Annotated in this window: 26 protein-coding genes; 9 read left to right on the top strand and 17 right to left on the bottom strand. The window is 67.9% G+C overall.

The window, feature by feature from the left end; all coding sequences use genetic code 11:
* Nucleotides 1-21: 21 nt before the first annotated feature.
* Nucleotides 22-453 carry a VOC family protein gene (locus tag AB4Y74_RS01705; protein ID WP_441797391.1) on the bottom strand — a complete coding sequence of 144 codons (432 nt, stop codon included), beginning with the start codon at nt 451-453 and terminating at the stop codon, nt 22-24.
* Between the two features lie 72 nt (nt 454-525).
* Between AB4Y74_RS01705 and AB4Y74_RS01710 the strand changes: the two genes are divergently transcribed.
* The gene (locus AB4Y74_RS01710; protein WP_441797392.1) at nt 526-2,403 is read left to right on the top strand and encodes a Na+/H+ antiporter NhaA; all 1,878 of its coding nucleotides are present in this window, start codon (nt 526-528) and stop codon (nt 2,401-2,403) included.
* A gap of 6 nt (nt 2,404-2,409) precedes the next feature.
* Here the strand turns inward: AB4Y74_RS01710 and AB4Y74_RS01715 are convergent, their stop codons facing one another.
* The 3 genes from AB4Y74_RS01715 to AB4Y74_RS01725 form a co-directional block, all read right to left on the bottom strand.
* Nucleotides 2,410-2,826 (bottom strand): hypothetical protein, encoded by a 417-nt coding sequence (locus tag AB4Y74_RS01715; protein WP_441797393.1) that lies wholly within the window; start codon nt 2,824-2,826, stop codon nt 2,410-2,412.
* 94 nt (nt 2,827-2,920) lie between these two features.
* Nucleotides 2,921-3,376, bottom strand: a complete 456-nt coding sequence (locus AB4Y74_RS01720) for a hypothetical protein (protein WP_441797394.1) — start codon at nt 3,374-3,376, stop codon at nt 2,921-2,923.
* Nucleotides 3,377-3,580: 204 nt separating this feature from the next.
* Nucleotides 3,581-4,675, bottom strand: coding sequence for a fatty acid desaturase family protein (locus tag AB4Y74_RS01725; RefSeq protein WP_441797395.1), 1,095 nt, complete (start codon nt 4,673-4,675; stop codon nt 3,581-3,583).
* A 208-nt stretch (nt 4,676-4,883) separates the two neighbouring features.
* On the opposite strand from AB4Y74_RS01725, the gene AB4Y74_RS01730 reads away from it, so the two are divergent.
* Both AB4Y74_RS01730 and AB4Y74_RS01735 read left to right on the top strand, forming a co-directional pair.
* Nucleotides 4,884-5,441 carry a dihydrofolate reductase family protein gene (locus AB4Y74_RS01730; RefSeq protein ID WP_441797396.1) on the top strand — a complete coding sequence of 186 codons (558 nt, stop codon included), beginning with the start codon at nt 4,884-4,886 and terminating at the stop codon, nt 5,439-5,441.
* Between the two features lie 92 nt (nt 5,442-5,533).
* Complete coding sequence (locus AB4Y74_RS01735) at nt 5,534-6,307, top strand: SDR family NAD(P)-dependent oxidoreductase (RefSeq protein ID WP_441797397.1); 774 nt, start codon at nt 5,534-5,536, stop codon at nt 6,305-6,307.
* A gap of 24 nt (nt 6,308-6,331) precedes the next feature.
* On the opposite strand, the gene AB4Y74_RS01740 is transcribed toward AB4Y74_RS01735, so the two are convergent.
* The 13 genes from AB4Y74_RS01740 to AB4Y74_RS01800 form a co-directional block, all read right to left on the bottom strand.
* Nucleotides 6,332-6,847 carry a GNAT family N-acetyltransferase gene (locus AB4Y74_RS01740; RefSeq protein WP_441797398.1) on the bottom strand — a complete coding sequence of 172 codons (516 nt, stop codon included), beginning with the start codon at nt 6,845-6,847 and terminating at the stop codon, nt 6,332-6,334.
* Between the two features lie 145 nt (nt 6,848-6,992).
* Nucleotides 6,993-7,268 (bottom strand): hypothetical protein, encoded by a 276-nt coding sequence (locus AB4Y74_RS01745; RefSeq protein ID WP_441797399.1) that lies wholly within the window; start codon nt 7,266-7,268, stop codon nt 6,993-6,995.
* Nucleotides 7,269-7,318: 50 nt separating this feature from the next.
* Complete coding sequence (locus tag AB4Y74_RS01750; protein WP_441797400.1) at nt 7,319-7,975, bottom strand: C40 family peptidase; 657 nt, start codon at nt 7,973-7,975, stop codon at nt 7,319-7,321.
* A gap of 32 nt (nt 7,976-8,007) precedes the next feature.
* The gene (locus AB4Y74_RS01755; RefSeq protein ID WP_441797401.1) at nt 8,008-8,574 is read right to left on the bottom strand and encodes an RNA polymerase sigma factor; all 567 of its coding nucleotides are present in this window, start codon (nt 8,572-8,574) and stop codon (nt 8,008-8,010) included.
* A 173-nt stretch (nt 8,575-8,747) separates the two neighbouring features.
* Nucleotides 8,748-9,398: an archaeosortase/exosortase family protein gene (locus tag AB4Y74_RS01760; RefSeq protein WP_441797402.1), complete on the bottom strand. Its 651-nt coding sequence runs from the start codon at nt 9,396-9,398 to the stop codon at nt 8,748-8,750.
* Nucleotides 9,399-9,501: 103 nt separating this feature from the next.
* Nucleotides 9,502-10,197: an RNA polymerase sigma factor gene (locus tag AB4Y74_RS01765; RefSeq protein ID WP_441797403.1), complete on the bottom strand. Its 696-nt coding sequence runs from the start codon at nt 10,195-10,197 to the stop codon at nt 9,502-9,504.
* Nucleotides 10,198-10,215: 18 nt separating this feature from the next.
* A complete protein-coding gene (locus AB4Y74_RS01770) occupies nt 10,216-10,893 on the bottom strand; it encodes a hypothetical protein (protein ID WP_441797404.1) in 678 nt (225 codons plus the stop codon).
* A 32-nt stretch (nt 10,894-10,925) separates the two neighbouring features.
* Nucleotides 10,926-12,278 carry a glycosyltransferase gene (locus AB4Y74_RS01775; RefSeq protein ID WP_441797405.1) on the bottom strand — a complete coding sequence of 451 codons (1,353 nt, stop codon included), beginning with the start codon at nt 12,276-12,278 and terminating at the stop codon, nt 10,926-10,928.
* 45 nt (nt 12,279-12,323) lie between these two features.
* Nucleotides 12,324-13,463: a non-hydrolyzing UDP-N-acetylglucosamine 2-epimerase gene (gene wecB, locus AB4Y74_RS01780; protein WP_441797406.1), complete on the bottom strand. Its 1,140-nt coding sequence runs from the start codon at nt 13,461-13,463 to the stop codon at nt 12,324-12,326.
* A gap of 135 nt (nt 13,464-13,598) precedes the next feature.
* A complete protein-coding gene (locus AB4Y74_RS01785) occupies nt 13,599-14,210 on the bottom strand; it encodes a GntR family transcriptional regulator (RefSeq protein ID WP_441797407.1) in 612 nt (203 codons plus the stop codon).
* A 151-nt stretch (nt 14,211-14,361) separates the two neighbouring features.
* Nucleotides 14,362-14,637, bottom strand: coding sequence for a hypothetical protein (locus AB4Y74_RS01790; protein WP_441797408.1), 276 nt, complete (start codon nt 14,635-14,637; stop codon nt 14,362-14,364).
* A 287-nt stretch (nt 14,638-14,924) separates the two neighbouring features.
* The gene (locus AB4Y74_RS01795) at nt 14,925-15,983 is read right to left on the bottom strand and encodes a DUF4434 domain-containing protein (protein ID WP_441797409.1); all 1,059 of its coding nucleotides are present in this window, start codon (nt 15,981-15,983) and stop codon (nt 14,925-14,927) included.
* Nucleotides 15,984-16,083: 100 nt separating this feature from the next.
* Entirely contained in the window at nt 16,084-17,091 is a 1,008-nt protein-coding gene (locus AB4Y74_RS01800; RefSeq protein ID WP_441797410.1) for a DUF4434 domain-containing protein, read from the bottom strand.
* Between the two features lie 462 nt (nt 17,092-17,553).
* Between AB4Y74_RS01800 and AB4Y74_RS01805 the strand changes: the two genes are divergently transcribed.
* The 6 genes from AB4Y74_RS01805 to wecB (AB4Y74_RS01830) all read left to right on the top strand — a co-directional run bounded on the left by AB4Y74_RS01805 (nt 17,554) and on the right by wecB (AB4Y74_RS01830) (nt 22,781).
* The gene (locus tag AB4Y74_RS01805; protein WP_441797411.1) at nt 17,554-18,195 is read left to right on the top strand and encodes an exosortase/archaeosortase family protein; all 642 of its coding nucleotides are present in this window, start codon (nt 17,554-17,556) and stop codon (nt 18,193-18,195) included.
* A 78-nt stretch (nt 18,196-18,273) separates the two neighbouring features.
* On the top strand, nt 18,274-19,197 hold the full coding sequence (locus AB4Y74_RS01810; RefSeq protein WP_441797412.1) for an Ig-like domain-containing protein: 924 nt from the start codon (nt 18,274-18,276) through the stop codon (nt 19,195-19,197).
* An 83-nt stretch (nt 19,198-19,280) separates the two neighbouring features.
* On the top strand, nt 19,281-19,445 hold the full coding sequence (locus AB4Y74_RS01815; protein WP_441797413.1) for a hypothetical protein: 165 nt from the start codon (nt 19,281-19,283) through the stop codon (nt 19,443-19,445).
* Nucleotides 19,446-19,514: 69 nt separating this feature from the next.
* On the top strand, nt 19,515-20,867 hold the full coding sequence (locus tag AB4Y74_RS01820) for a glycosyltransferase (RefSeq protein ID WP_441797414.1): 1,353 nt from the start codon (nt 19,515-19,517) through the stop codon (nt 20,865-20,867).
* A 13-nt stretch (nt 20,868-20,880) separates the two neighbouring features.
* Complete coding sequence (locus AB4Y74_RS01825; protein ID WP_441797415.1) at nt 20,881-21,534, top strand: hypothetical protein; 654 nt, start codon at nt 20,881-20,883, stop codon at nt 21,532-21,534.
* Nucleotides 21,535-21,668: 134 nt separating this feature from the next.
* On the top strand, nt 21,669-22,781 hold the full coding sequence (gene wecB / locus AB4Y74_RS01830) for a non-hydrolyzing UDP-N-acetylglucosamine 2-epimerase (protein ID WP_441797416.1): 1,113 nt from the start codon (nt 21,669-21,671) through the stop codon (nt 22,779-22,781).
* The last annotated feature ends 28 nt before the right edge of the window (nt 22,782-22,809 follow it).

Raw genomic sequence — 22,809 nt, forward strand, 5'->3', positions numbered from 1 at the left:
CTGCACGGGGAACCCGCGCGATCACTGAAGGCAGAACTCGTTGCCTTCGGGGTCGCGCATCATGATGGCGAACTCGTCATACGGTCCCCAGGCGCCGTCGAGAACCTTCTCGACCGTCGCCCCGAGCGCGACGAGCCGGTCGCGCTCGGCCTCGACCTCCTCCCGGCTCGAGTGACGTCCCGAGGCGGGTGAGATATCCATATGCATCCGGTTCCGCTGCCGCCTCGCGTGTTCGTAACGGGTGAAGTAGAAGCGCTGATGGGCCGGATCGCCGTCCCACGCCACCGCGCGGGACGCGATGTCATCGTCCGTCAGGCCCGCCTGCTTCAGCTCGGCGAGTTCCTCCGGGTCGAAGCCGGTGTCTTCGGGGTATCCCATGACCGCACTCCAGAAGCGCGCGAGACGCGCAGGGTCGGTGGCATGGAACGTGATGTTTGCGATCCGGGGGGTCATGTCGCCAATCTAGGGGGATGCGCGCCTTCGGGACATCCCTGAGGCGCATCACGTCCCAGTGAGGTGAGCACGATGACGGCAGAACTCGACAGGCCGGCAACCGAAGCCGACGGCCGCACGATGGTGGCACCGAAGCGCGACTTCCACGGCATCCTGCGCGCCGGCGCCCTCGCATCCGTCATCCTGGTCGTGTCCGTCATCCTGGCGGTCGTGTGGGCCAACATCGGCGGGTACGAGGACTTCTGGAGTCAGCGCCTGGTACTCCAATTGGGCGGCCTCAGCCTGTCGTACGACCTGCGGACGTGGGTCAACAGCGGGCTGATGACCTTCTTCTTCCTCGCCGTCGGACTCGAAGCCCGGCGCGAGTTCGACCTCGGCGACCTGCGGGACCGGAGGAAGCTGATCCTCCCGCTCGCCGTCGGCCTTCTCGGAATGGCCGTCCCGGTCGCGATCTACTTGGCCTTCAACGCGGGACTCGAATCGGCCCGCGCCTGGGGTGTCGCGATGTCGACCGATACCGCGTTGGCGCTCGGGATCCTCACCCTCCTGGCACGGCGAGCGCCCAGACGCACGCGCACCTTCCTGCTGACGGCCTTCGTGGTCGACGACGTCGCGGCACTGATCATCATCGGCGCGCTGTACAGCGGACCGATCTCGCCCATCCCACTCATCGTCGCGGTGATCGCCTTCGTCGGCATCCTGGTCGCCCGGCGGATCGGAAAGACGATCGGCAGGAGCCTGGCGGTCGTGCTCGGGGTCGGGATGTGGTTGTCGGTGCTGCTGAGCGGGATCGACCCGGTCGTCGCCGGGCTCGCAATCGGCCTGGCCACCACCGCCTACGTGCCGCTCCGCGCTGACCTCGAACGGGCCACCGGTCTGGTGAGGAGCTACCGGGAGGCGCCGACCGCCGAACTGGCGCGTTCGGCTGCCGTCGGCCTGGCTGATTCGCTGTCCGAGAATGAGCGGATCCTGTACCGGCTCAGCCCGTGGACGAGCTACGTCGTCGTCCCCATCTTCGCCCTGGCGAACGCCGGCGTGGCGATCTCGGCAGACCTCCTCGTGCGCTCGTTCACCAGCGCGATCACCCTGGGCATCGTCGTCGGGTACGTCATCGGCAAGCCGGTGTCGGTCGCGGGAACAGCGTGGGTGGTGGGCAAGCTGAGCCGGGGGAGGATCAGGCCGCAGGTGGGCTGGCTCTCCGTCCTCGGAAGCGGTACCGCGGCCGGTGTGGGATTCACCGTCTCCCTCCTGATCGCGGGCATCGCGCTGAGTGGTCCCCAGCTTGACGAGGCCAAGATCGGTATCTTCTTCTCGGTCATCGGTTCGTCCATCCTGACCTGGCTCGTCTTCCAGGCGGTGCGGCTCATTCCTGCGGTCGACAGGACCCGGGCGCTCGTCGGGCGACCGGACCAGACACTCGACCTGCTGTCACCGGTCGATCCCGACGTCGATCACGTTCGCGGCGCCGAGCACCCGCGCGTGACCGTCGTCGAGTACGGCGACTTCGAGTGCGGCTACTGCCGCCGGGCCGAGCCGGTGACACAGGACCTGCTGGACCGGCATCCGGACGTCGCGTTCGTCTGGCGGCATCTCCCGCTCAGCGACATCCACCCGAACGCGTTGCGTGCGGCGGAGGCAGCAGAGGCGGCGGCGGCGCAGGGCGCGTTCTGGCCGATGCACGACCTCCTCCTGGACCCGAAGCGGGGATTGGGCATCGCCGAGCTGGAGAGGTATGCGGAGGAGGTGGGGATCGATCCCGAACGGTTCATGGAGGACCTGCAGTCCCGTGCCTACGCGGACCGGGTGGAGGCGGACATCCGTTCCGCGGATCGCAGCGGCGCCGCCGGAACGCCGACGTTCTTCATCAACGGTCAGCGCCACGACGGCGATATCGACGTCGAATCCCTCTCGAAGGCCATCGGCGCGGCGCGAGCGAACGTTCCGGCGTAGGCGCGGTCAGTCGCCGACGGCCGCCCGCAGAACCTCGGCGATGCGCTTCTGGTCCGCGTCGTCCAGCTGGGTGACGGCGAAGCCGACCGGCCACAGCCGGCCGTCGTCCAGCTTCGCTGCCTGCTGGAACTCGATCGTCGCGTAGCGGATCTTGAACTTCGAGCCCGGCTTGAACGCGACGACCGTCTTCCCGTCGGCGTCCGCGTAGGCGGGCATGCCGTACCAGGTCTTCGCGGCCAGAGAGGTGTTCTCCGCCACCAGGCGGTGGAAGGTCTCGGCGAGTTCCTTGTCTATTCCGGTCATCGCGGCGATGGCGGCGTCGCACGCTGCTGCGGCGTCCGCTCCCTCCTGCGCTGCCTTCTTCTCGGCGACGGCAGCTTTGATCGCTGCCTTCTCCTCTTTGCTGAATGTCGTGGTGGTCATGATGTCCCCTTCACGGTGTGAGTGGGATCAATCTATGAGGCGCGACACGAGGAGCGCTTCTCGAATCCTGCTCTCTTGTCGAGAGCGAAGGCTGTCAGGCCGCGCGGGCTTCAGGCTGCGCAAGCAGTTCCGTCACCGTCTCCGTCTCGCCGCCCACGCAGACGAAGAAGACGAACTCGGCTGTGGACTCCACGGCCACCACGGTGTCGACGTTCTGCCACGCGTGGTCGGGCACCTCCGGCAGCCGACCCATTTCGAGCTCGCGCCGCTCAGAATCCCGCGCGGTGCCCTGGACGGTGAAGAACGCATCCAGGCTCTCGTCGTCTGAGGTGTCCGCGAGCCAGCCGATCAGCGGCGACTCGGCGCTCCTGCTGACCGACATCACGGCGAAGAGTGAACTGGAGAGGCGTTCGATGCCGACGCCTGCCGGCACGTGCGCCATCCCCTCGGAGATCCCTGAAGAGGCGATCGCCAGCCAACGGCCGGGCTTGACGCGCTCCACTACTGCAAGAAGAGGGGCTGCAGCTGCCCCTTCGGTGTCTCTGATCATGAAAGTTTCGGGTACTTTCCGGACTCAGGCGGGCGCGACGAGAGTGCCCCAGGACGCCCCCATCGCCGACGCATTATTGACATTCCGGCGACTGCCGGACGGCGATACCCCTCACGATTTTTCGGGAACCGATCGGGGTACACGTAACCTACGCCTGCGTCCACCGAACTGGGGACACCCGGATGGGGGTCATTTTGGAGATCCTCAGGCGCGTCGGAGCTGCTGCGCCGCCGGGCAGTCGAACGGATCGCGTGCGGCCAGGCCCACCCGGTTCAGGTACTGGATCACGATCCGATAGGAGTTGATCAGCCCGGTCTCCGTGTAGGGGATGCCGTGAGTCGCGCAGTGCTCGCGCACCAGGATGCGTGCCCGCCTCAGGTGCGGACGGGCCATGCTCGGGAACAGGTGGTGCTCGACCTGGTGGTTGAGGCCGCCCATCAGCGCGCTCATAGTCCAGCCGCCCCGGATGTTGCGGGAGGTGAGGACCTGCTTGTTGAGGAAGTCGACGCGGGACCCGGCCGGGAGGAGCGGCATGCCCTTGTGGTTCGGGGCGAAAGAGGCACCCATGTAGACACCGAAGACGGCGAGCTGCACACCGAGGAAGGCGAAGGCCATGCCGAGCGGCAGCATCAGGAAGACGATCGTCACGTAGATCGACAGGCGGAGTCCGATCGCGACCAACTCACTCCCGCGGCGGTCCACCGGTCCGCGGCTCAGCAGCGAGCGGACGGACGTGATGTGCAGGTTCACGCCCTCGAGCAGCAGGAGGGGGAAGAACAGGTAGCCCTGACGCCGGGTGATGACGGCCATGACCCCGCGCTGACGGGCTGCATCCTCCTCGGTGAAGGAGACGGTGTCGAACGCGATGTCGGGGTCTTTGCCGACCGTGTTCGGGTTGGCGTGGTGGCGGGTGTGCTTCGTCATCCACCACTGGTAGCTCATGCCGACCAGCCAGGTGGCGATGAGGCGTCCTGCCCGGTCGTTGCTCGGACCGGATGCGAAGACCTGACGGTGCGAGGCCTCGTGACCCAGGAACGCGAACTGGGTGAAGATCACCCCGAGCACGGCGGCGATGATGAGCTGGTACCAGGAGTCGCCGAGGAGGACGAACCCGACACCGGCTCCGACGAGCCCGACCGTCAGCAGCGAGAACATCATGATGTAGAAACCGCGCCGGCGCTCCAGCAGGCCCTCAGCGCGCACGCGCCCGAGCAACTCGTTGTAGGTGCTGGTCACCGGGGGGCGGCCCTCGGTACGGGGTCGCGTCCGCAGGACCGGGCCGAGCGTGGGTGCTGTCAAAAGGTTCCTCCGCGTGGGTCGTACCGACTTCCCAGCCGAGGGGGTGGGCGAACGCCCGAGATGATGCAAGCGTAGGCGCGGTTGCTGGGCGTTGGCGGCGAACTTCCGGGGCGCGTCGCGCGCGGCGTGCGCTGTGCGAAGTGCAGACCTTTCCGGCCTGACCGGGACACCCCTGCCGCAGGGCGCCCCGACGCATTAGCCTGCTGCCGTGCTGATCTACTCGATGGGCGTGTCGGCAGATGGTTTCATCGCCGACGACGAGGGCGGATTCGATTTCACCGCCCCGAGCGACGAGCAGTTCCGCTTCCAGCTGGGCCAGGTCGGGCGGCTGGGCGGCTACCTGCTCGGACGCAAGCTCTACGAGACGATGCTGGTCTGGGAGACCGACGACTCCCTCCGCGTCCCCGCGTCCGGGGCCGCGTTCGCCGACAGCTGGGCGGCCCTCCCGAAGGTCGTGTTCAGCCGCACGCTGTCCGAGGTGCAGGGGAACGCGCGGCTCGCCGCAGCCTCCGTCGCCGAGGAGATCGCCGCTGCGGTCGGCGCCTCGGACCGGGATGTCTCGATCGGCGGTGCCGACCTCGCCGCCGAAGCCATCGCCCTCGATCTGGTCGACGAGTACCGGCTGTTCCGCTACCCGATCGTGATCGGTGGCGGAACCCGCTACTGGCCGCCGCTCGGTCACCGGCTGCCGCTCTCGCTGGTGGGCACACGGACGTTCGGCGGCCGGGTGGTGTACGAGGAATACCGGCGTCTCCGCTACGGATAGGGCCGGGATGGTGGCGCCGGTCGCGCTGTTCCACGGGCGGTTCGCACGGCAGCCCTAGCCGCGGCGGCTCCGGACCCCATAGCCTCCCGCTTGTGGATCTTGAACTGACAGGCAAGCACGCGATCGTCACCGGAGCGAGTCGCGGAATCGGCCTCGCCATCGTCCGGGCCCTCCTGAAGGAGGGCGTCTCCGTGGTCGGCATCGCCCGGAAGAGCACTCCCGAGACGGCGGCCGCGGCGGACGAGGGCGACTTCCGGCTCGTGGAGGCGGACCTCGGCGGCAACGACGGCATCCTCGCCGCGACCGCGCAGCTGACGGGACCGGTCGACATCCTGATCAACAACGTCGGGTCGGCTCCGCCGCGGCCGGGAGGCTTCCCGAGCATCACCGACGAGCAGTGGTCGAACACGTACCAGCTGAACGCGCTCGCCGCCGTGCGGACCACCCGCGCGCTCTTCGACCGCATCCCGGACGGGGGCGCGATCGTCAACATCGCGTCCGAGAACGCGATCCTCGCCGACCCGCTGGTGATGGACTACAGCGCCGCCAAGGCCGCGCTGCTGAGCTTCACCAAGTCGCTGTCCAAGGAGGTCGGGCACCGCGGCATCCGGGTCAACTCGATCAGTCCGGGGCCGGTCGCAACCGACCTCTGGCTGGGCGACGGCGGCGTCGCCCGGACCGTCGCGGCGGCGACCGGGGGAGACCCGGCCGCAGTTCGTCGCGGCGCCGAGGAGTCGATGGTGACCGGACGCTTCACCACCCCGGCCGAGGTGGCGGCGCTCGCCGTGATGCTGGCCAGCCCGGTGCTCGGCAACCTGACCGGCGCGGACGTCGTGATCGACGGAGGGCTCCGCCAGACGATGTGACGGGCGTCCGCTGCGCGGCCGCCGTCAGGCGGACAGGTCGCGCACGAAGGTGAGCAGCTCCAGCTCGCGGCCGTCCGGAAGCACGATGATGCCCTCCCGCTCGGAACGCCTGCTGAAGCCGAGCTTCCGGTACAGCGCATGGGCGCCGACCATGTCCGGCCCGCTGTTGAGGACGACGGCGCGCTGACCGCGAGCGGCCGCCTGCTCCAGGGCGAACTCGGTCAACCGCACGCCGAGTCCCCGACCCCGTGCTGACGGATGCGTGGCCAGCAGCCGGAAGTACAGCTCGTCGGGCGCGATGTGTCCGCCGTTGTCGTGGCCGACGCGCAGCAGCGCGATGGTTCCCAGCAGCTCACCCGTCTCGTCCTCGGCCACGAAGAACTCGAAGTCCTCCGCGAGCGCCTCGGGATGCTTCAGTTCTTCCCGATAGTGCTCCGGGAGGTCGTCGTAGTCGTGCGTGTAGGCCGCGTGCGTCAGCTCTCCGATCGCGGGATACTCGTGTGCTGCCGCGGTTCTGATGCGGATGCTGCTGCCGTCCATGATCGCTACCGTAAGCGACGCGGTGCCGGGTCTCCCAATCGCCGGCCCTCGTTGGTCCCGGATGCGAAGGAGTTTCGGCCGCAAACCGTCCGATTCTCCTTCAGTACTGCCAATCGAAGGAGATTCGGGCGCCATTCTCCTTCGATCACGCTCGCTGGTCGTAGAGGGCGAGGTACCGATCGGTGAGCAGGGCGAACGTCGCGGCCTTCAGGATCTCGTTCAGCTCGTCCGCCGGGAGGCCGGCGATGGTGGCGTGACCGCTGCGGGCCGTCCTGGTGGCGACCTCGAGCAGCCAGGTCTGCTGCGCGCTGCCGGGTGAGTAGCTGGCTTCGGCGTGCTTGCGCAGGTCGGCCGGGGTTCGTCGGCCGTGGTGGGCGACGAGCGCTCGGGGGCTGATGACGGGGAGGGTGCTGGTGGGCATGGCGGGCTCGTTTCTCCTGGTCGGTCTGCGGTTCTGTGTGCGGGTTGGCGTTACGGGATGTGGACGAAGATGGGTTCTCCCCAGATGGCACGATGCGACACGTAGCGCCCCCAGTCGGGAGAATCGATGATGCCGCCGGCACCGTCGTAGATGCCGATGTGCTCGCCGACGTAGACCACGAGGTCACCGGCCTGGGCCTCCGCGGCCGAGACCTGCACTCCTCGTGCGGCTTGGGCGGTGACCCCACGGGGAAGGTCGACGCCGAACTGGCCGTACACCCACTGGGTGAGTCCGTCGCACGCGAACCCGTCCTCGGCAGTGGCGCCGTTCGAGTAGGGGACGACGCCGACGTGCTGTTGCGCGAGGGCGACCATGGCGTTCCCGTCTCGCGCGGCCGGGGTGGCCGGCGTGGGAGCCGCCGGTGCGGGGGCGGGGTCTGCGGGGGCGGGTGTGGGTGCCGTCGGGGCGGGCGCGGGATCTGCAGGAGCGGGTGCGGGGTCTGCGGGTGCGGGTGCGGGCGCGGGGTCGGTAGCAGCGGGCGCGGGGACCGCCCGGGCGGCCGCGGGGACCGCAGGTGCGGGAGGCGCGGCGGGCGCCGTCGCGGCACCGCGGGTGCTCGGTGCGTCCGCGTGGGCGGGGAGGATGCCGCCGAAGGTGAGCACGCTGGCGACGATGACGACGCTGGAAGTGAGGGTGACGATTCGCATGGAGAGTTTCAGGGTCGGGTGGTTCGGGCGGGTCAGGCGGCGACGAGCTCGGAGACGGGGGCGCTCACGTTCGCGAAGGCCTCGCGGAGGCCGGCCCGGGCGCGGCAGGCGAGCTGGGCCGCGGCGTTGACGCTCATGTTCAGCAGCGGGGCGAACTCGCTGGGCTTCATGGACTCGACCTCGCTGTACCAGAGCACCTCCTGCCAGCGGGTGGGGAGGCTCCGGAACGCGCGACCGCTGAGCGACCGCTCCTCGGCGGCGAGCGAGATGACCTCGGCGCAGTGCGGGTCCGCCGCCTCCGGGGCCGCTTCGTCGTCGAGGTGCTTCTCGCGTCGCGACCAGTCGATCGCGATGCGGTGGATGGACCGGAACAGGTACCGGCAGAAACCGTCCCGCGGACCCTTGCCGCCTTTCAGCTGGGCCAGGATGCGGGTGAACGCCTCAGCGACGAGGTCGTCGGCGTCGAACTGGCTGGTGAGGCTGACCGCGAAGCGGCGGCCGGTGGCCGAGTGCCGCGTCCACAGCTCCGCGAAAGCGACCATGTCACCGGCTCGCACGCGGCTGCTCAGAACGGCGTCGGGGGTGAAGGAGGTGCGCACGAAGAACCCGCTTTCGGAATGGAATGATCGTCCGCGCCCGGACCGGCCGCGGGGTGCGCATTCAACGAAAGGGATGCGCTGAGGGAGGGAAATCCTGTGCAGGCTTCTCTTCGACCTCGTGTAATCATACTAGCAGACTAGTATGATTACATGCAACGCCGGATCGGGTCGGGTCACTCCGAACCGCGACGAACGGACTTCTTAGTGCGTCGTCCGGTCATGATTCGCAGCATGACGATCAGGGTCGCGACGATGCCGATCAGGGCGAACACCGTGCCGACGACGAGGTGAGACCATTCGTAGCCGTCGTGGCCCCAGATCAGAGCGGCGAAGGCGATCATGGCGATCCTGGTGAGGTTGACGGCGGCGATGAGGGCGAGCCCCACCGACAGGCCGACGGCCCAGCGGCCCCAGGTGACCCGGGGGAGCAGGCCGATCATGATCGCAGCGAAGAGCAGCGTCGGCACCAGCAGCACCAGGGTGGTGCATTCGACGGTGATCTGAAGGCCCAGGTAGTGGGTCGGATCCGTTTTGATCACGAACTGGTCCTGGAAGGTGAACACGTCGCCGCCCAGGAACGGCTTGAGCAGCGCGGTCATCACGGTTGCCTCGAAGTGCCGGAAGGCCTCCTGGCCGAGGACGAGCAGCGCACTCAGCGCGACCAACGCGGCGGCGGCCAGCACGCGGACGGCTCGGGCCAGTTTCCCGGGACGCCGCCGAGGAGCGGCGCGTCGGCCGGAGGCGGCGCGTCGGCCAGAGGCGGCGCGTCGGCCAGAAGCAGGCTTGTCGAGTGTCGCGGTCGGGCGGACGGTCAGAGTTGTCACGGGTCTTCCTCACGGTCAGAGGCCGAAGTGCTATTTGCCTTCCCGTAAAGGACGCAGCGCGACCCCGTTCATGACAGTGAAGTGGCCGGTCCTCGGGGGTTTCTCAGCTTGGACCGTTGCGTTGCAGCCAGGCGGTGTAGCCGACGCTTCCCGCGATTCCGGCGGAGAGCGGGAGCAGCACCTGAGTGAGCCGAGAACCGACCTGGCGCGCTACTTCGGCGCTGAGTGCCCACGCGTGTTCGTAATCCTCCCTAACCGAGGCGATCTGCGCCCGCATCCACCCCTGACGGAGCCCCTCGCGGGCGCGGAGGGTGAGCTCGGAGACGTTGGCGGCGTCCATCCCGAGGATCGGGGCGAGCTGCCGAGGGGTCAGCTGCTCGATCTCGGTGTACCAGAGCGCCTCCTGCCACCGGGTGGGCAGCGTCCGGAATGCCGTGACCGTCAGCGACCGGTCGAGGGCGGCGAGCGTCGATTCTTCGCTGAGTTGGAGGGTGTCGAGTGGCTGTGGCGCGATCTCCCCCGACCATTCCGTCGACACGTGCCGGATGGACTCGTAGAGCCAGGAGCGGAACGCCCCCTCGAGTCCCTCGCCGCGGCGGATCAGCGCGAAGATGCGCGTGAAGGCTTCCGAGACCAGGTCTTCGGGTTCGTGCTGGTCGGTGATCGAGCCTGCCATCGCCCTTCCGGCGGCGGCGTGGCGGCGCCACAACTCTGCCCTGGCGGCGGCGTCGTCGTCGCCTTCGCGGACGGAGGCCACCAGGTCGGCGTCGGACGAGGCTTCGGCGGTTGTATTGCGCATGACGGGTGGTCCTTAGGGTCAGAGGCTGGCGGGCCGGTGCTTCCCCACCTTGCGGGCAGGCGTGCGGTCGAGCGCGTACCCCGTGGCGGTACCGGCGAGCGCGCCGAACGCGGTGAGCAGGATCAGGCCGCCCAGGATGGTCGGGTCCAGGCCGTGGACGCTTGCGGTGAGGAAGACGACGACGATCCCGACGGCGGCGGCAATCGCGGGCATCACCGCCTGGGTCCGCGCCGACCGCAGCACGGAGGTCTGCGATCCCGTCTCATCCTGGTCGTCGGCCGACTGGGGGCGGACCACCGTGATGAGGAGGCGCAGCGCGCTCCCGAGCAGCAGGGTGAGGGTGGCGAGAGTGAGTACCCAGCCGACGTAGTACAGTCCCGTCGCGATCCACAGCGTGAGCAGCGCCGCGATGCCGCCGATTTCAACAGCCGTGACGATGACCCTCAGCCTCTGCGGGGCTGCAATGCTCCGGCTCGTCCGCCGGATCAGGAGGGTGCGAGCGGCGACCCAGATCAGGGCGACGAGAAGGAAGACGACCTGGCCGAACACGGTTCCGCTCACCACAGTGGCACCGGCGGTCGACCACAGGATCCAGCTGGTCAGCAGTATTCCCGCGGCGTCGACGATCGCGACGGCTCCCACGGTCCCGCCGAGGAGCAGGCGGTCGGTGGTCGTCGGGTGAAGGTTGATCTTCATGGGGTCTGACTTTCTCTTCGGTCCGTTGGCTCTCAGGCCTCGATAGCGATGCTGCGGGTGGTGACGATGTCGCCCGCGCGCCGGGTCTTCGCCCAGCCGTTCTTTCCCGTGACGATGCGGATGGCGCCTTTGGCGATGGAGACGACCACATACAGCTGGTAGGGCCAGAGGCTGGCACCCAGGAAGGCGGCGCGACCCCAGCTCAGGCTCGGCTCGCAGCGGAGCTTGTAGATGAAGCCCCAGATCGCGAAGGGCCCGATGCCGAACACCAGGGTGAGCAGTGCGAGCCCCCAGATGTTGGAGAGCCACTGGTCGCGGACCACCGGGTCGGTGACGAGGCCGACGACCTGGTTGCCGAACAGCCACAGGAACACGACAGAACCGATGAGCTGGACCAGCGGCAGCAGCAGGTAGTACGTGGCCTCGAGGGCGCCGGCTGCGTCGAAATTGTTGGAGCGGATGATGCGCGGCAGGTAGCGGATGCACTGCATGACGCCCTGCGCCCACCGGGCGCGCTGGGTGATCAGGCGCGACAGGGTCGGGACGGCCTCCTGCGAGACGTAGGAGTCGTGCACCTGCCGGTTCTGGTATCCCGCGAAGATGACGTGGAGGCCCAGCTCGTAGTCCTCGAGCAGCGAGCCGTGCCAGGGGGAGCCGTGGGTCTCGGTGATGGCGTCGAGAACCGACAGGCGGGTGAACTGGCCATTGCCGCCCATTCCGACGGTGCCCGTCTTGGAGCGCAGGGCCTGCATCCCCAGGATGACCGTGCGGAACTCCACATCCTGCAGCCGCAGCAGCCAGGACGAGAAGGCGTTGGCCGCGCGTCCCTTGTCAGCGAGAGGCCGGGCGTCGGCGCGGTTCTTCATGTGCACGGTCAGCTGGGCGGCACCGACCTCCGGGTCCGCGAAGACGGTCTCGGCGGAGACCGCGGCGAGAGCGTTGCCGGCGAGGGCGCCGTCGGCGTCGACGACGGCGACGATCACAGTGGAGCGGTCGGTGTCTTCGGGCAGCCAGGCGTCCAGTTGCGCGTACGCGGCGTTCAGCGCGTCGCCCTTGCCGGTGCGGGCCTCCGGGCGGCGGCGCTGCACGAGGTGGACGAACGGGTCGGCCTCGGCGTGTGCCTGGACGATGGCCGCGGTGTCGTCCTCGCTGTCGTCGTCGATGACCCACACGTGCATCTCGGGGAACGTCTCGCGGGAGTGCGCGATCGTCGCCGCGATCACCGACTGCTCGTCCCGGCAGGGGATGAAGGTGTGCCACAGGAAGAGGTCCGGGTTACCGGGCGGCGTGGGCTTCTGGCGCAGGTAGGGCACCAGGATGAACACGACGTAGGTGAGGAAGATGATCACCAGGACGAAGCTGATGGACTGGAGGAGGGAGAACACGGTCGGGTCCGTTCGGGTCGGGGGCGGGCGGGGCCGGGTAGGGGATCAGACCGTGGGGCTGAGGCAAGAGCGGCTTCGCTGGACGGCGTCTTCGGGGGTGCTGCCGTCGGCGATGCTGCGGGCGATGTGCGCGATCCGGGATGTGGCGCTGCCGTCGCCGTACGGGCTTGCCAGCGCGTCGAGCCGGCCCGAGAGGGCGTGGTCTGCCAGCATCCCGTTGGCGATGTCGGCCAGTGGCAGCTCCGGCGTGATCAGGCGGGCGAAACCCGCGTCGACCGACTCGGGGCGCTCGGTCGAGCGGCGCAGCACCAGGAGCGGCTTCTTGAGGACGGTGCACTCCTCCTGCACTCCGCCCGAGTCGGACACCAGCAAAGCGGACTGCTTGGCCAGGGCCAGGAACTCGGTGTGGTCCACCGACTCCAGCAGGTGGAGGCCGGCGGTCAGGTCGGTGAGGGCGAACCTCTCGATGGCCGCCCGGGTGCGCGGGTGGGCGACCAGCAGCACGGGAGCGTCGATGGCGGCGAGCTCGGTCAGAGCGCGGCGCAGCGCGTCGGCGTCGTCGGTGTTCTCCGGGCGGTGGATGGTGGCCAGCACGTAGCTGCCCGGCTGGACGCCGGCGGGGAGGGACGGAGCGGCGACCGCGCTCAGGGACTCGATGGTGGTCTCGACGATGGTGTTCCCGGTGACGGCGATCCGGTCGGCGCTCACGCCTTCGGCGGTGAGGTTGTCGGCGTTGTGGGCCGTCGCCGCGCAGTGCACATCGGCGAGCGCCCCGGCGACGAGCCGGTTGAGCTCTTCGGGCATGGCCCGGTCGCGTGAGCGCAGCCCGGCCTCCACGTGGATGACGGGGACGCCGGCGTAGTTGCCGGCCTGGGCGCCTGCGGAGACGGTGTTCGTGTCGCCCTGGACGATGACGACCGACGGCGGGTTGGTGGCGAACTCATCGGTGAGCGCCTGCAGGGCGGCGGCGATCTGGGTGCCGCGGTCGCGGCCTCCGACGCCGGTCAGGACCACGTCGGGCTGCGCGAGGCCGAAGCCTGCGAACTGTGCGCCGGCCAGCTCGGGGTCGTAGTGCTGCCCGGAGTAGATGACTCGGGCGCGGGGACCCAGCTCGCGGATCAGACCGGCGAGCTTGATGATCTCCGGGCGAGTGCCGAGCACCACTGCGACGTCTTTGGTAGCCATCTGAGTCCTCCTGTGTTCCGGCTCGTTTGAACCGTGTGCAGAAAGGACGACGCCTGGTCGAGAACATGACGCGAGCTGCCGGCGTTCTGGGCTAAATCACAGGAATGGGCGCCTACGCCGGAACACCCTGCGCTGTTAGGAGGCTGAGGGCACCGGTCGGTCGAGCTGGAAGATCCGTTCGACGGCCAGTTCTGACGCGACGGCGTCACCGGCTTTCACCGCTGCGCGGGTGTCGTCATAGATCGTTTGAAGGTCGTTCCAGTCGCGGCGGAGGTTGACCCGGCTGAGGGACACGCGGAACAGCTTCGCTTCGATCAGGTCGTGCGTCGCGTCGACGAGGACAGGGTTGGGGCAGTTGTCTCGGAGCACGAGGTAGGCCTCGTAGTTGCGCTGCAGGTAGTCCTGAGGTCGTTGCTCGCGCAGTGTGTCCTGTACGCGTTCCAGCGCGTGAAGCAGTTCGGCTGTCCCCTCGGGGGTGAGGGTCGGAATGGTGACGCGCGCGAGGGCGCCGACGAGAGCTCCGAGCGTCTGCAGATCATAGATAGCCGTGGCCGGATCCGGATCGGCCACGCGGGTGAACCGTTGCGCCTGGACCTCGACCAGTCCCAGCCGGGTGAGTTCGATCAGCGCCTCACGGACGGGCGTCCGCGACATCCCGAGCCACTCCTGCAACTCGGCGTCGCGGAGTTCCTCGCCCGGTTTGAGGGTGCGATCCAGGATGGCCGCCTTGATCTTCTCGATGGCCACCTCACGGAGGGAGTGTCGCCTCGCGCGCTGAGGATCGGGGGAAGGGACGGGCACGTGGATCCTCCAAACACCGGACGACGTGACGGCGGTGCCTAAATACTAGGACATTTGTACCGGCTCGCTGCGCTCGGGCCGCGTTCGGGGCCGCGGGCTAGTGCGGCTCGGACGCCGTCGTCTTGAAGCGGTCGACGATGCGATAGCTGCCGCCCGCGCCGCTCTCCTCGCCGCGCACCGTGTCATACACGCGGAACTGGAGGCCGCGGAGCTCAGTGAGCCTCTCAGCCCGTTCGGTGAGGAGTGCCGAGCGTAGCTGCGACAGCGGATCGCGCGGAATGGATGGCGTCACCACCTCGCCGCGCCGCCCGTCGGTCGTGACCGTGACGAGCCGTGCTGCCCGCTCAAGTGGGTTCCAACGGGTCGGCCTCACTGCTGTCCTCTCGTGCGCAGGCATCTCGGAAGGAGAATGGCCCACCCGATGCCGGAGCCGAGTGAGCCGGGGATGCCGCCGGCAGTGAGCCGGCGGCATCGGTCGGAGCGAAGGAGAAACCCGGCTCCGTCGTCCTGTGCCCGTCCGGCGTCTACCCGTGGCCGGTGGGCACTGCTTCCATCATCGGGTCGCGCGGGCGCGGGGCGCGTGCCTGAGCGGGTTGTGCGTATCGTGCGACGCGAGGTTAAGTACCGACGCGTGATCGCATGCGTGAGCGGAGCCTGTGTCTACGGCGCGCCTTCCGGGATGACCCCGGTGTTGTTCCACGACCCGAAGGGTGCGGCGTACATGTCGGTTCCCAACGTCCATGGGCTGTACAGCTGGCTGAAGCTCCAGGAGGTGAAGCGGCTCACGGTCCCGCTCAGGATTGCGGTCACCGCCGCCACGTCTGCGATGCTCTTCAGACCCTCCGTGTCGTAGAGGTCGAGGTCCGCCCAGAGCTCCGTCTTCGCGCCGCTCGCGGTGATCGCCGCTCGAGTGTCGCCGAACTTCTCGAGCAGTTGGTCCCGGACCGTCTCGGGAGGCAGCCGGATCCCGGTATCTCCCGTGCCGTCCTGCAAGGCCAGGACGTCGATCGGGGCTGCCGAGAGGATGCGCGTCCACATGCTCGTCCAGAGGGACGAGTGTGGGGGTAGCGCGGCGATGGTGAAGTACGGGGCGATCATCGTCCGCGTCGCGGTTCGGGCGGCCTTCGCCGTGGCGGCGAGAGACCGGTAGTAGTCGGTGAGTGCTGTCCCGGCGTTCCAGGACCACGCATAGGATGCGGACACCTCCGAGCCGAGATACCAACCCGAGACGACATCGGAGTATGCGCTGTACTTGGCGTCGAGGTCATTCAGCACGGCCGCCGTGATCGCAGCGTTGGACGTGGTCATCTCGTCGACGGTGGCATCGTTCGGCGCGTACCAGCCGGAGTCGGGGATGTATGTACCGAGCCAGACGTGCATCCCTGCGCCGCGTGCTCCGGAGAGCAACGGGGTGATCACGTCCGCCGGAGCGCCGGCCGGCCCGCTTGCTCTGTCGACTCCGGGAACGCCCGAGGGGTAGTACGCGGTGGGGCGGTCAGCGGTTGCGAAGACGGCCCCGTCGAGGACGAGCTCCGAAATACCGGCCGCCTTCAGGTCGCGGAATTCGTAACCCCAGCGCGTGCTGTCCCAGCCGACCGTGAGCTTGGCCGAGATGAACGACGACGGAACGGTCGGGTGGCTCTCGGCATGTGCGGGGCTCGCCGCGAGAGCGGACAGCGCAAGCGCAAGCGCAACAGCGAATACGGAAATTCTTTTCATGAGGTGGGATGGCTCCGATCACGGGCGGGGGTGGATCAGGCGAAAGTATCCAGTGCTCGAATCAAAATCAAATGAGCAACTAATTGCGGCCACACGTGCGTCAGCTGCACCATGCCCGATACGCAGCCAGGTTGCCTACGCGAAGCGCCTGGTCCGTCGCCTGAGTGCCCGAGAAGTAGTCGTTGTAGGTCCACTGGGTGAGGGGTGTCCCCGTCGCGGAGATCGCGTCGAGATAGGGAGCCATCTGCGCGACCGAGACGGGCGTTCCGTCGCCGTCTCGGGGAGGCGTGTACACGGACGCCCACAGTGCGGAGCCGACTGCGCGCGTATATTTCTTGGCCAGAACGAGCGCGGCGGCTTCCTGCGTGGGCGACCAGGCTGTCATGCGGAAACCGTCCTGAAGATTCCACACGTCGACCTTCGTCGAGACGATGAGCCGCTTGAGAAGCTGTACGTACTGGGTCGCGCTCGCGCCTGTGTAGATAGCGCTGGGCATGGTTGGAGATACCATCACCGGCTTGTTTCCGTCGTGGGAGTGCAAGTACGCGGTCAGATGTCCGAGCCATCCCGCGTATGTCCTCGCTTTGCTTGCCGTGTCGATATCGGCGTACGCGGGCTCGGTGGGAACGTACCATCCGGCGATCGTGTCTCCGTACCGGGCGTTGAGATCGTGGGCGACGGCTTCGGACCGCTTCACGAAGGCGCCCAGCCACGCCGTGTCCTTGTGGTGGGTGGGGAACCCATCGGGCGCGACGATCAGGCCCATCCACAGCTTCTGGCCGGTCGCTCTGGCTGCTTCGACGAGCTTGGGGATGGAATCGTTGAACCGGCTGTAACCGAGGCCGGCCGAGGACGGGTACGCCGCGTTGTTGGCGTCGAGGTGCACGCTCCACACCACGATCGTCGAATGGATACCGACCGACGCCTGCTCGCGGAACGTCGACTCCATGTCGCCGACCGACCAGTCGTCATAGGGCGACCAGAAGGTGCCGGAGAACGTACTCGCTTTGGTGGCGCACTTCTCAGCGGCCACTGCGGTATTCGGCGCAAGAAAGCTCAGGATGGTGACCGCACTTAGCGCCGCCACGACTCGGATCCATCGGGCCATGAGTCCTCCACTATCGTGACGGCAGGTCTACTCCCTTCCGTGAGTCCAGGCGAGACACACCTTTAGGGGGGGCGGAAGGCCCGGCCCGGCACTGAACCACGTGTGTCGTAGGCGCAGCCGACACGGGATTCTCACGCCTTGGGTACGCAACCGTGCCGCACGTATTGCGGAGTAACCGGTAAACGTCACAGTGTCGCCCGGGTAGAACGAAAGGGTATTCCTGTTCACCTCGTGCGTGCTGTCGCCCCTGGCGTGCTCGTGGGCGACTACTTCCTGTCCGCAACGAGCTGCGTGTCGTCACCGTGCGTCGACGTGGAACCACGTGGGTCGGCGGGCGGCGCTACTGGGTTGGCGGGGTCGAGTCACCGAGGAGTGCTCTTCACCCACGGAAACGCTGGTCCCGGGGCAGTTAGCTACAGGTGTCTCCCCACACCGACCGCAACTGACCCATCGGACCTCCTCATGACTTCCTCTCTCGTCGACGGCAGCACCGTTACCGGTTCCCCTGCCGGGCGCCGTAGCCTGCGCGTCGCCCAGGCGCCCAGGCGGCGCCTGACGGGTGCGCACCGCGCGCTCCGCGTCCTGCTGGGGGTCGTGCTGGTCGCGGTGAGCGGGCTGCTGGTGGTGGGGCAGGAACAGTTCCGGCACGCCGAAGCGGCCGCGATGAGCATGCTGCTCAAGCCGTTCCTCGGCGATGACGTGTTCGCGTTCGCGGACCAGTTCGTGATCCGCCAGGACGCCACCCACTACCTCGGGCTGCAGATCACCGTGGAGTGCACCACCCTGGTGCTCCTCGTCCCGGTGCTGCTGTTCCTCGCCGTCATGATCACCTTCGTGCAGCGTCTGACGTGGGGGCGGTGGGCACTGGGCGGACTGGTCGGGCTCGCCCTGATCAGTGCCATCAACCTGGTCCGGATCGGCATGATCGCCGGTTCCACCCTCGCCTGGGACGACATCGGATACGAGTGGTCCCACCTCCTCGTTGGCAGCGTCTTCGCCCTCATCGGCTGCGCCGCAACCCTGGTCCTCATGCTCCGAATCATGACCGGCCGCCGCACCACCACAACCCGCAAAACCCGTAACCCGAAGGCCCCGGCCAGCTAACCCACTACCCAACTAACCCCGCCGCCCAAACCCCGGCACCGGACATGGTTTTGTCCGTCCCCGAAAGGAAACCAACACATGAACACCACCCGCAAGATCCGCAAGGGCCGGCTCCTCGCCGGTGCCGCCGTCACCGTCGCAACCGCCGCCCTCACCTTCGGCGCTGCCCTCCCCGCCAGCGCAGCGACCGGGAGCGTGATGTTCGGCGCTCGCAACCTCACTGTCACCCCGTCAGGTGGAGGGAACTTCGGTGTGGCTGGCACGACCGGCACCCTCACCTACGACCGGCACGGCGGTGGCCCAAGCGCCTCCTTTGGCATCTCGCCCGGAGATTGGTTCACGTGGACGGTCAACGTGCCCGCGGGTCTGGAGTTTGCGTCCGACGCATGCGCGGGCTTTGTGTGGAATAACCCCTCCTCCGCGAACCAGACCTGCAGCGTTACTGGGGGGATGAGGACCTTGCAGATCCGACAGACCTACAACGTTGCGCTATCGGGCACCGGTTACATCCCGTCGGAGACGGACCTGATTAGTCTCCCTGTGGTGTCTACGGGTTCTGTCTCGGGCACGGCCACCGTTGACTACACGCAGGCCGCGGGGTTCACCCCGTCCGCTTCTCCCAGCACGTCGCTGTTCATCTCCACGGCGACGGCCCCGGTGGGTGGCCTATCGGCGGGTACCCCGGGTGCGTCGGGTGTTCCGCTGACCGGTACCGGTACGGCCGGTGCCACGGTGACGGTGAAGGACAGTTCTGGTTCGACGGTCGGAACGGCAACGGTTGACGGTTCCGGTAACTGGTCGGTGATGATCCCGAACGGTACGGTTCCGCCGCTGTCGATCACCCAGTCGGTGGGTGGGGTCGCGTCGGCTCCGGTGGAGTTCAACTCCGCACCGTTGCCGATCGTCGCCCCGGCGGTCGCCCTCGGCGCCCTGGCCTTCGCCGGCCTCGGCCTGGGCGGCACCGCGCTGCTGCGCCGCACCCGCCGCACCGCCACGATCTAACACTCACCCCTCTCAACAGTCTCGGGGTGGACGGGGACAACCCCGTCCACCCCGAGACACCCGCACATCGGAAAGGCACACACATGTACGCAGGAAGCGCTGTCCCCCCGCTGGCCACCGGCGGTGTCCTCGCCGCCACGGGTGCGAACGCCACCATTGGCATCACCCTCGCCGCCCTCACCCTCGCAATCGGCGGCGCCCTCCTGCTCCGCGACCGGCTGCTGAAACGCCACGCACACACCATCTAGTCCCTCCCCGGGTCGCCCGCGGACGAGGTCCTGGCGGTGTTCGCCCGCCCGTTTCTGAACGGATCCTCCATGCTCTCGTTCTTCCAGTCGGTGTCTTTGATCCTGACCGTGCTCTTCCTCACATATGTGGTGATGATCGTGGTGCCGTACCTGCGTCATAAGCCGTCCCCGGAGGGTGATGCGGACGCCTTCGAGTGGCACGCGTTCATCCCGTGCCGTGATGAGCAATCGGTGATCGGCACCACGATCACTCGGGCGCGGGCGACGTTTCCCAACATGCACGTGTGGGTGGTCGACGACGACAGTGAGGATGACACCGCACGGATCGTGCAGTCCCATGCCGACCATGATCCGTTCGTGCACCTGGTGCAGCGTCGGCGGCCTCAGGCTCGCACCGGCAAGGGTGACGCGCTGAACGCGGCATACGCGCAACTGGACGACTGGTTGCCCGAGGGAACCGACCGGGCGGGCGTGATCGTCGTGGTCGTGGACGCGGACGGGGAACTGGCCGCGAACGCGTTGACAGCAGTCGCAGCGGAGGACGTCTTCGCCGACCCCGAGGTGGGAGCTGCCCAGGTCACGGTCTGGATGAAGAACCGCGGCGACCGCACCCCGTACCCGGGTCGCAACCGGATCGCGAACGGGTTCGCGTCCTGGCTGCTCCGGTTGCAGGATGTGGAGTTCCGCACTGTGATCCTCGCCATGCAGGCGCTGCGGTCGAAGACCGGCACGGTGGGGATGGGCGGCAACGGCCAGTTCACCCGGCTGTCCGTGCTGGACGCTGTCCACGAACACTACGGGGCTCCGTGGCACGGGTCGCTGCTGGAGGACTACGAACTGGGTCTGCACGTCATCTTCGCCGGCTACCAGAACCGGCAGGTGGACAACACTCACGTCTCCCAGGAAGCTCTCCCCAGCCTGCCCCGGTTCATCACCCAGCGGGGCCGGTGGGCGCAGGGCGTGATGCAGTGCGTGAAGTACCTCCCGCAGATCCTTCGCTCCCGCCAGTTCGACGCCGCAGGCGCCCTGGAGGCCGCCTACTTCCTCACCCTCCCGTTCGTTCAGATCGTCGGATTCTTCGCGTTCTTCGCCCTCGTGATTGGTCAGGCCTACGGGATCGCCACAGACCCGGTGCTGCTGCAGGGCTGGCTGCAGAACCTGTGGGGCCTGCTCGCGATCGGGCTGGTGTTCGGGATCGGCCCGTTCATGATCTGGGGACCGATCTACAAAATTCGGTGCGAACCCGACATCAGCTGGCCGCACGCGCTGTGGATCGGGGTGAGCGTGTGGCTCTTCCAGTTCTACGTCATGGTGTCCATCTTCAAGGCCTGCTTCCGAATCATCCGACGCCGCAACGGCTGGGCGAAAACCCGCCGCAACGCGGACGTCCCCGCCGCCGGCACCATTGCCATCGAAAACTAGGGAGAACCACCCCATGACCACCATCGCACCAAGCCGCCGCAACACCCGCAGGCTCCGCGCCACCACCCCCGTCACCCTCGCCGGCCACACCGTCGCCCAGCTGCTGCTCAACGCCGGCACCATCGCCGTCGCCGGATGGATCCTCTGGTCGACAGCGGGCACCTCCGTCATCGACGGCACGGTATCCGGCCAACTCGGATTCCTCGCCATCCTCATCACCGGCGTCGCCGCTCAGGCGCTGCTCACGCAGCGACTCCATGCCGCATCACGCATCGGGCTCCCCGCATTCCTGATCACCACCGCCGCCGCGCAAGCCGCCATCCCGGTCGCCCTGCTCGCGGCCACCGGCCTGACAGAGAACTACTACCTGGCCTGGCTGGCCACCCTGGCAACCTTCACGCTGCTCGTCGCATCCATCTTCCGACTGCTCACCGCCGCCGTCGCGCCAAGCTCAGGTTCGGGCACGGCCCAGCACACCCGTCACCCGATCACGCAGGGCGCCACCGCGCTGTTCACCCTCGCCGTCGCCGTCGTCGCCCTGATCGCCACCGCCAACGTCCACGAGTGGAGCGCGCCCCTGATCAACGGACTCCTCCTCCTCACCGGCGTCGGCACCCTCTGCGGCTACCTCACCTCACTCATCCTCGCCCGCACCTGGCACCGCTAACCGCCGGGTTTGCTACGGATGTTTCGCGCAGCGGTACCGAGCGCTGAGCCTCAGCCACGTAGCGCACGCGAAGCGCTCATATTTTGGATGTGTCGCCGACAACCGTCCATTCGGTACGTCCTGGGAGGAGAATCATGACCCGATCGAAAGATGTCGCTGTCGTCTTCGGCACCCGCCCGGAGATCATCAAGCTCGCCCCGGTAATCCGCCGGCTCGGCGACCGTGCGCTGACCATCCACACCGGGCAGCACTACGACGAAGAGTTGTCCGGACGGTTTCTCGAACAGGCCGGGATCGGCCAGCCCGACGTCATCCTGAGCGGAGTCGGCGGAAACAACCGGGCCACGCAGATCGCGACAGCCCTCAAAGCGCTCAGCGAACAATTCCGTCTCCGGCGCCCCAGCTCCGTGATCGTTCAGGGCGACACCAACGCCGTGGCGGCCGGCGCGCTAGCGGCGAACATCGCCGGGATCCCCCTCGTCCACATCGAGGCGGGACTGCGCTCAGGCGACCGGGCCATGCCGGAAGAGATCAACCGGCTCCTCGTCGGAGTTCTCGCCGACATGCACTGCGCGGCAACCGGCCACAACGCCGAGAACCTCCGACGGGAAGGAATTCCCGAGCACAAGATCGTCGTCACCGGCAACACGATCGTCGAAGCCACCGTGGACGCACTCGCGCTCGCACACGCCAGCGACTCGATAGACGACTACTTCCCCGGCCGGACGACCCCCAGCCGATTCGTGCTCGCCACGATCCACCGCCCGGAGAACACCGACACACCCGAAGCGCTCGAGCGCGTCCTCAGCGGCCTGGCCGAGATCGACATTCCGGTGCTGTTCCTGATCCACCCCCGCACCCGCGCAGCCATCACCCGGCACGGGCTGGACCGCTACCTCGAGCACCTCATCACTGCCCCCTCGGTCGGGCACACGGAACTGCTCAGCCTCGCCCGCACGGCCACGCTGCTCATCTCCGACTCCGGCGGCTTCCAGGAGGAGTGCACCGTCCTCGGCAAACCCCTCCTCGTGATCCGCCGGTCGACCGAACGCCCCGAATCGGTCACCGCGGGATTTGCCCGCCTCATCACACCGGACCTGCCCATCGCGGCCACCGCGAACGCTGTCCTCAACGCCCTGCCCACCGGGCTCGACCAGATTCCGTCACCGTACGGCGACACCCACGCCAGCACCCGCATCACCGAAATCGCCGTCACGCTCGCCGACACTGGCGCACATACCGTCTAGCGAGACGAACACGCCACTACCTACATTG

The organism is Leifsonia sp. RAF41, from assembly GCF_052114085.1.
GTDB lineage: Bacteria > Actinomycetota > Actinomycetes > Actinomycetales > Microbacteriaceae > Leifsonia.

Excerpts from the sequence above, each read along its gene's own strand:
- AB4Y74_RS01770 (WP_441797404.1), bottom strand. The coding sequence starts at position 10,893 with ATGAAGATCAACCTTCACCCGACGACCACCGACCGCCTGCTCCTCGGC.
- AB4Y74_RS01740 (WP_441797398.1), bottom strand. The coding sequence starts at position 6,847 with ATGGACGGCAGCAGCATCCGCATCAGAACCGCGGCAGCACACGAGTAT.
- AB4Y74_RS01815 (WP_441797413.1), top strand. The coding sequence starts at position 19,281 with ATGTACGCAGGAAGCGCTGTCCCCCCGCTGGCCACCGGCGGTGTCCTC.
- AB4Y74_RS01705 (WP_441797391.1), bottom strand. The coding sequence starts at position 453 with ATGACCCCCCGGATCGCAAACATCACGTTCCATGCCACCGACCCTGCG.
- wecB (WP_441797406.1), bottom strand. The coding sequence starts at position 13,463 with ATGGCTACCAAAGACGTCGCAGTGGTGCTCGGCACTCGCCCGGAGATC.
- wecB (WP_441797416.1), top strand. The coding sequence starts at position 21,669 with ATGACCCGATCGAAAGATGTCGCTGTCGTCTTCGGCACCCGCCCGGAG.
- AB4Y74_RS01715 (WP_441797393.1), bottom strand. The coding sequence starts at position 2,826 with ATGACCACCACGACATTCAGCAAAGAGGAGAAGGCAGCGATCAAAGCT.
- AB4Y74_RS01800 (WP_441797410.1), bottom strand. The coding sequence starts at position 17,091 with ATGGCCCGATGGATCCGAGTCGTGGCGGCGCTAAGTGCGGTCACCATC.
- AB4Y74_RS01765 (WP_441797403.1), bottom strand. The coding sequence starts at position 10,197 with ATGCGCAATACAACCGCCGAAGCCTCGTCCGACGCCGACCTGGTGGCC.
- AB4Y74_RS01810 (WP_441797412.1), top strand. The coding sequence starts at position 18,274 with ATGAACACCACCCGCAAGATCCGCAAGGGCCGGCTCCTCGCCGGTGCC.
- AB4Y74_RS01750 (WP_441797400.1), bottom strand. The coding sequence starts at position 7,975 with ATGCGAATCGTCACCCTCACTTCCAGCGTCGTCATCGTCGCCAGCGTG.
- AB4Y74_RS01805 (WP_441797411.1), top strand. The coding sequence starts at position 17,554 with ATGACTTCCTCTCTCGTCGACGGCAGCACCGTTACCGGTTCCCCTGCC.
- AB4Y74_RS01745 (WP_441797399.1), bottom strand. The coding sequence starts at position 7,268 with ATGCCCACCAGCACCCTCCCCGTCATCAGCCCCCGAGCGCTCGTCGCC.
- AB4Y74_RS01710 (WP_441797392.1), top strand. The coding sequence starts at position 526 with ATGACGGCAGAACTCGACAGGCCGGCAACCGAAGCCGACGGCCGCACG.
- AB4Y74_RS01720 (WP_441797394.1), bottom strand. The coding sequence starts at position 3,376 with ATGATCAGAGACACCGAAGGGGCAGCTGCAGCCCCTCTTCTTGCAGTA.
- AB4Y74_RS01795 (WP_441797409.1), bottom strand. The coding sequence starts at position 15,983 with ATGAAAAGAATTTCCGTATTCGCTGTTGCGCTTGCGCTTGCGCTGTCC.
- AB4Y74_RS01820 (WP_441797414.1), top strand. The coding sequence starts at position 19,515 with ATGCTCTCGTTCTTCCAGTCGGTGTCTTTGATCCTGACCGTGCTCTTC.
- AB4Y74_RS01825 (WP_441797415.1), top strand. The coding sequence starts at position 20,881 with ATGACCACCATCGCACCAAGCCGCCGCAACACCCGCAGGCTCCGCGCC.